This window comes from Pseudoxanthobacter sp., assembly GCF_036822375.1.
Classification (GTDB): domain Bacteria; phylum Pseudomonadota; class Alphaproteobacteria; order Rhizobiales; family Segnochrobactraceae; genus Pseudoxanthobacter.
This window is the reverse complement of the sequence record NZ_DAISHT010000150.1, coordinates 1-6,912: the sequence shown is the minus strand read 5'-3', so window position 1 is coordinate 6,912 and position 6,912 is coordinate 1. Positions and strand designations below refer to the sequence as shown.

Sequence of the window (6,912 nt, the reverse complement as noted above, 5' to 3'; positions counted from 1 at the left end):
CGCAGGTGTCCGCTGTCGCAGGTGTCCGCTGTCGCAGGTGTCCGCTGTCGCGGTTCTCGTCTGCCTGGCTTGCGTGCCGCTGGTGCAGCACGCGCGCCACCCGCCCCGCGCGTGCTTGCACTCGGCGTGGGGATGGTTAGGTTCTTCCTTTGTTCAGGAAGGACGCCACCGCAGATTCGCACCGCCCCGAAACGCCGGGGCAAGCGGGACTGCCGGTTTCCGGGCGGCCGTGACAGAGGATGACAGGTGCGGCAGAGCGAACGCGCACAGGCCGGCACCGGACCGGCCGGCAAAGAGCACCTCGACGGACCGGAATACCTCGCCGGGCTGGAGCACCTCGCCGGCCTGAACGAGGCTCAGCGACGCGCTGTCGTGCACGGCGTTGCCCAAGGGCGGGCAGAGCCGGCCCGGCCGCTGCTGGTCATCGCCGGTGCGGGCTCCGGCAAGACCGGCACTCTGGCCCACCGCGTCGCCCATCTCGTGCTCAACGGGGCAGACCCGCAGCGCATTCTGCTGATGACCTTTTCGCGCCGCGCCGCAGCGGAAATGACGCAGCGTGCCGCCGGCATTCTGGCCCGCGTGCTGGGCCCGCGCGGTGCCGACGAGGCCGCGCTTTCGGCGGCGCTGAGCTGGGCCGGCACCTTCCACGGCATCGCAGCCCGGCTGCTGCGCGAAAGCGCCGGCGCGGTCGGCCTCGATCCCGGCTTCACCATCCACGATCGCGAGGACAGCGCGGACCTGATGAATCTGGTGCGCCACGAGTGCGGTTTCTCGCACACGGAAAGCCGGTTTCCGGCCAAGCGCACCTGCCTTGCCATCTATTCCCGCCTCGTCAATGCGCAGGCCGGTCTGGGGGAGACCCTGCGCCTTCATTTCCCGTGGTGCGCCGCGTGGGAGACCGCACTTAACACGCTGTTCGCGGCCTATGTGGCTGCCAAGCAGGCGCAGAACGTGCTCGACTATGACGACCTGCTGCTCTACCTCGCCCATGCGCTGGCCGAGCCCGACATCGCCGCCGCCACCGGCGCCCGCTTCGACCATGTGCTGGTCGATGAATATCAGGATACCAACAGCCTGCAGGCCGCCATTCTGATGGCCCTGAAGCCGGATGGCGCCGGCCTGACGGTGGTGGGCGACGATGCGCAGGCCATCTATTCGTTCCGTGCCGCGACCGTGCGCAACATTCTGGACTTTCCCGGCCAGTTCTCGCCGCCGGCCGAGATCGTGACGCTGGAGCGCAACTATCGCTCCACGCAGCCCATTCTGGCAGCGGCAAACGGCGTGATCGCCCTTGCTGCCGAACGCTTTGCCAAGGCGCTGCATTCGGAGCGCCCGTCGGCAGAGCGCCCGCGGCTGATGCTGGTGCGCGACGAGGCCGATCAGGCCCGTCTGGTGGCCACCCGCGTTCTTGAAAACCGCGAGCATGGTGAGCGGCTGAAACAGCAGGCCGTGCTGTTCCGCACCGCCTCGCACTCCGGCGCGCTGGAAGTGGAACTGACCCGGCGCAATATTCCGTTCGTGAAATTCGGCGGGCTGAAGTTTCTGGAAAGCAGCCACGTCAAGGACATGCTGGCCGTTCTTCGCCTTGCGCAGAACCCCCGCGACCGTGTTGCCGGCTTCCGTGTCCTGATGCTGCTGCCCGGCATCGGGCCTTCCACGGCGCGGAAGCTTCAGGATGTCATGGACAACGCGGCAAACCCGGTGGCGGCGCTCGGCGCCCTGCCGGCGCCGCCGCGCACCGGGGCCGACTGGGCCTCCTTCGTTGCCCTGCTCGGCCAGCTTGCCTCCGGCACCGCCGGCTGGCCGGCCGAACTGGCGGCGGTGCGCGAATGGTACGCCCCCCACCTCGACCGCCTGCACGAGGATGCCGAAACCCGCCGCGCCGATCTGCTGCAGCTTGAGGGCATCGCCGGCGGCTACGGCTCGCGCGAGCGTTTTCTGACCGAACTCACCCTCGACCCGCCCGATGCCACCAGCGACCGGTCGGGCGCACCCTGGCGCGACGAGGATTATCTCATTCTCTCCACCATCCATTCCGCCAAGGGGCAGGAGTGGAAGAGCGTGTTCGTGCTCAACTGCGTCGACGGCTGCATTCCGGCCGACCTTGCCACCGGCACCGCGGCCGAGATCGAGGAGGAGCGCCGCCTGCTCTATGTGGCGATGACGCGGGCCCGCGACAGCCTGACCCTGATGGTGCCGCAGCGCTTCTTCACCCACAATCAGGCGGCCGGCGGCGACCGCCATGTCTACGCCGCCCGCACGCGCTTCATTCCCGACGCGCTTCTGGACCTGTTCGAGCGCCAGAGCTGGCCGCCTCTGGCCCGGCCCGCCGCGGACGGCCGCCCGCTGGCACCGGACGGGCCGCGCATCGATCTGGCCGCCCGCATGCGCGCCATGTTCCGGCCGCGCTGACCCCACCCGCGCGGCCGCCTCAAGCCGTTGCCGGCGCAGCCGGCGGCAGCGGCGGGATGGACGGCTGCGCGCAGGCCTGATTGCGGCCCTGCAGCTTGGCCTGATAAAGCGCCCGGTCGGCGCGGCTGAGCAGATCGTCGAGCGTGTCGTGCCGGCCGAGATAGGTGCCGATGCCGATGCTGACCGTGACCACCGGCAACCCGTCCGCCGCCGCGACGGCCACCGCCTGACGCAGCTTTTCGGCCACCGCGAAGGCCTGCATGCGGTCGGTACCCGGCAGCAGAACGGCGAACTCCTCCCCGCCCAGCCGGGCAAGCAGATCGCCGCCGCGCAGCTTCTCCCCGACCGTTGCGGCGAAGGTGCGCAGAACGCGGTCGCCGGCCGCATGGCCGTAGGTGTCATTGATGCGCTTGAAAAAATCGAGATCCATCATCAGCACCGAGACGGCCCGGCCCGGAACCCGCTCGCAGAGCGCAAGCGCGCGCTGCGCCGTGTCCATGAAATAGCGCCGGTTGAACAGGCCGGTCAGGCTGTCGTGGGCCGCAATCTCGATCAGGCGGGCGGCGTATTCGCGGATCTTGCGCACCAGCGGCCGGAAAATCAGGATCGCTTCCAGCACCAGCGCGATGAGCAGCGCACACAGCAGCACCTTCTGGATGCGCCGCAGGCCGTCGATATGGCGGTTGGCTTCATGCTCGAACAGGCTGACCGCGCCGTCGAGCGTGGTGAGAATGGCGCCGCGGGCGGCGGTCTCCACCGTCTGGTAGGCCTCGGGGGAACCGTCGGCCGCAAACTGCCGGGCAGCGGCGATATAGCGCCGCACGGCCGGATCGAGGGCATGAGGCCCCTCGAAATAATAGGGCCTGAGGGTCTGCGGCAACGGATGGACGATGCCGAGATCGTTGCCGCCGACGAGCGCGGCGTGTGAGCGCTCCATCAGGGCGATGCTGTCTTCCAGCACGCCGCGCGCGGTCTCGTCGCCGGCCCTGAGGTTGCTGGCCATGAGGGCGATGCGCTGCGAGAGCATGCGCTGCCGGCCGGCCACATTGATGATGGTGGCAGAATCGCGCTGTTCCAGAATGACCCGGTCGAGCAGGAAATGCACCCCGGCGGTGAGAATGCCGATGGCCAGAAGCCCGAAGACGTAGGCCATTGTCAGCCTGCGCGCGACAAGGCGGTCGGAGTTCGCCTCAACTTCCCAAAGCAACCGATCCGGCACGCACAGATCTCCCCGGGCGGTAAAAAGGGCCGCCAACACCCGGAGCCATCATACGTCACGCCTCGTCACAGACACGAGACGATCTTGCCGCAGGGAAGCAAACCGGCCTGCGTCGGTTTACTGTTTTCTTGAGAGCTGCAATTTCTGTTTGCGCATACAGCACCTCTGCAGACCGCGGGGATGCAGGAACGCCATAAACCCCGGGCCGGGGCCCGCTCCGCTCAGGCGAGATCCCGGCGCAGGAGGCCGCGATAGATTTCGGCATCGTCGCACAGGCCGGCGAGACAGCCGAGATCGTCCACCAGCAGGATCGGATGGCTGGAATGCTGCTTCAGGGCAATGGCCTGCTGAAGCTTGAGATTGACCGGCGCCACGATGACATCGCAGGCTTCCAGATCGCCGTCGGCGGTTTCGATCAGGGCGGGGCGACCGTCGATTTCCGCCCCCTGCGGCCGCCCGGCACCGTCGATGCGGATCCGGAGACGGCCTTCCGGGCCGGCATAGACCATGTCGCCCTCGCGCCGCAGCGCCGCCGCCGGCGTCATCACCGCATTGCCGCGCAGCACGTTGAGCGGGTTAACGTGCCGCACGAACTCTGTGACATAAGCGTTTGCAGGCCTGAGAAGAATGTCTTCCGCCGTTCCGGCCTGCACGATCCGGCCACCTTCCATGATGGCAATGGTGTTGCCCAGTTTCATCGCCTCGTCGAGATCGTGGCTGACGAACACGATGGTCTTGGAAATGCGCTTCTGCAGGTCGAGCAGTTCGTCCTGCAGCTTGTCGCGAATGAGCGGATCGAGCGCGGAGAACGGCTCGTCCATGAGCAGGATGTCGGCATCCGTGGCAAAGGCACGGGCCAGCCCGACACGCTGCTGCATGCCGCCGGAAAGCTCGTGGGCGTATTTGTCAGCCCATTTGGAAAGGCCGACCATCTCCAGTTTCTCGTCGACGATGCGCCGGCGTTCGCGGGCCGGCAGGCCGCGCAGTTCCAGCCCGAAGCCGGCGTTCTCGCGCACCGTGCGCCACGGCAGCAGGCCGAATTGCTGGAACACCATGGAAACGGTGCGCGAGCGCACCTCGCGCAGCGTGCCCGCCGGGCAGCGCGCCACATCCACCGGCCGGCCATCGTGGGTGACGATGACCTCGCCGCGCGCGGTCTCGTTGAGCCGGTTGACGGCCCTCAGCAGCGTGGACTTGCCGGAGCCGGAAAGGCCCATCAGCACGCAGATTTCGCCGCGCTTCACCGTCAGCGTTACGCCGGCGGCGCCCAGCACGCAGCCCGTTTCCGACAGGATACGCTCGCGCGTTGCCCCCTGATCGACCAGCGCCAGCGCCTCTTTCTGCCGCGCCCCGAAGATGATGTCGACATTGCGGAACGCAACCGCGTCTGTGGTCGTCTGCCCGTCCATGACCGCCCTCAGTTCTTTTCCGGCCGCCGGAACACGCGGTCGAGGATGATCGCCAGAATGACGATCGCCGCCCCGGCCTCGAAGCCCATGGAGATGTTGACGGTGTTCAGCGCCCGCACCACCGGCTTGCCGAGGCCGTCGGCGCCGACCAGCGCGGCGATCACCACCATCGACAGCGACAGCATGATGCACTGGGTGATGCCGGCCATGATGGTCGGCATGGCGGCCGGCAGTTCCACCTTGAAGAGCAGTTGCCGGCGCGTGGCACCGAAGGCGAGCGCCGCCTCATGCAGCGGCGTCGGCACGGAGGAAATGCCGAGATGGGTGAGGCGCACCGGCGCCGGCAGCGCGAAGATGACGGTGGAAATCAGCCCCGGCACGGTGCCCAGACCGAAAAGCACCAGTGTGGGAATGAGATAAACGAATGTCGGGATGGTCTGCATAAGATCGAGAACGGGCCGCAGCGCCGCATAGAACCATGGCCTGTGCGCGGCCACGATGCCGAGCGGCACGCCGATGACGACGCACACCAGCGTGGAACAGGCCACCAGCGACAGGGTCTGCATCAGCGCATCCCAGTAGCCGAGATTGGCCACCAGAAGCAGCGAGGCCAGCACGAAAACGGTGAGCCCGATGCGCCGGTGCAGCGCATAGGCGCCGGCACCCGCCAGCACAATGGCCACCAGCGGCGGAACCGCCAGCAACAGGCCGGTCAGGCCATCGATGATAACGCTGAGCACCAGCGAAATCGCATCGAAGAAGCCGCCGGCGTGCTGGGTCAGAAAGTCCATGACGGCTTTCATCCATGCCCCGAGCGGCAGTTTATGTTCGGTGAGCCAGTCGTACATCGGCGCTGCCCTGGCGGCGGCGCAGCGGCGGACAGCGGCGGGTGCGGCCGCCGGCCCGGCGAGGCGCCTGAAGGGAAAAGACGACGCCGGCACCCGCTCCGCACGCAAGGCGGCCGCGGGCTTGTTCCGTCGTCACTCCGGTTCGGTCGGCGCGGCCGGCACAGCGGCCGCGAAAACAACCGGCACCGCCGCCTGCGTCAGGGGAATGAAGCGCAGGCGGCAGCCCGGCTCCGGCCTCAGAGGCCGAGAGAAGCCTTCACGGCCGGCAGGCCCGGCTCGCCGGAGAAGGTGGTCACGCCATCGAGCCACGGCGCCCAGACATCCGGATTGGCCTTCAGCCACTTGGTGGCCGCCTTCTCCGGCTCCATCCCCTCGTTGAGGATGTAGTCCATCACCACATTCTCGGTGTTGAGATTGAACTTCAGGTTCCCGATGAGGTGGCCGGCGTTCGGGCACTCCTTCACCCAGCCCTTACGGACATTGGTGAAGACCTCGGCACCGCCGAAGTTGGGGCCGAACACATCATCGCCGCCGGACAGGTATTCGATGGAATAGCGGGTGTTCATCGGGTGCGGCGCCCAGCCGAGGAAGACCACGGGCTCTTTGCGGGCGGTGGCGCGCTGCACCTGCGCCAGCATGCCCTGCTCGCTCGATTCCACCACCTCGAAGCCCTTCAGGCCGAACTGGTTCTTCTCGATCATGCCGAGGATGAGACGGTTGCCGTCGTTGCCCGGCTCGATGCCGTAGATCTTGCCGCCAAGTTCCTTCTGGAACCGGGCAATATCGGCGAAGTTCTTCAGGCCGGCTTCATAAAGATAGGTCGGAACCGCGAGCGTATACTTGGCGCCGGTCAGGTTGGGGCCGATGACCTCGACGGACCCGTCGTCGACGTAGGGCTTCCGGTCGGCCTCCTGCGTCGGCATCCAGTTGCCGAGATAGATGTCGATATCCTTGTTCTTGAGCGAAGTGTAGGTGACCGGCACCGACAGCACCTGCGTCGAGGCCTTGTAGCCGAGGCCGTCGA

General features: G+C 67.3%; 5 protein-coding genes. 1 reads left to right on the top strand and 4 read right to left on the bottom strand.

The window, feature by feature from the left end; translation table 11 throughout:
* Positions 1–327 precede the first annotated feature (327 nt).
* Entirely contained in the window at positions 328–2,412 is a 2,085-nt protein-coding gene (locus V7067_RS12995) for an ATP-dependent helicase (protein WP_334176329.1), read from the top strand.
* Positions 2,413–2,431: 19 nt separating this feature from the next.
* On the opposite strand, the gene V7067_RS12990 is transcribed toward V7067_RS12995, so the two are convergent.
* The 4 genes from V7067_RS12990 to choX form a co-directional block, all read right to left on the bottom strand.
* Positions 2,432–3,565 carry a diguanylate cyclase gene (locus tag V7067_RS12990; RefSeq protein WP_334176326.1) on the bottom strand — a complete coding sequence of 378 codons (1,134 nt, stop codon included), beginning with the start codon at positions 3,563–3,565 and terminating at the stop codon, positions 2,432–2,434.
* 287 nt (positions 3,566–3,852) lie between these two features.
* Entirely contained in the window at positions 3,853–5,040 is a 1,188-nt protein-coding gene (gene choV, locus V7067_RS12985) for a choline ABC transporter ATP-binding protein (RefSeq protein WP_334176325.1), read from the bottom strand.
* A gap of 8 nt (positions 5,041–5,048) precedes the next feature.
* A complete protein-coding gene (gene choW, locus V7067_RS12980) occupies positions 5,049–5,888 on the bottom strand; it encodes a choline ABC transporter permease subunit (protein ID WP_334176324.1) in 840 nt (279 codons plus the stop codon).
* A gap of 236 nt (positions 5,889–6,124) precedes the next feature.
* Positions 6,125–6,912: choline ABC transporter substrate-binding protein (gene choX / locus V7067_RS12975; protein ID WP_334176323.1), on the bottom strand; the 788-nt coding region annotated here is incomplete at its 5' end.

Coding starts and splice junctions, on each gene's coding strand:
- choV (WP_334176325.1), bottom strand. CDS start 5,040: ATGGACGGGCAGACGACCACAGACGCGGTTGCGTTCCGCAATGTCGAC.
- choW (WP_334176324.1), bottom strand. CDS start 5,888: ATGTACGACTGGCTCACCGAACATAAACTGCCGCTCGGGGCATGGATG.
- V7067_RS12990 (WP_334176326.1), bottom strand. CDS start 3,565: ATGGCCTACGTCTTCGGGCTTCTGGCCATCGGCATTCTCACCGCCGGG.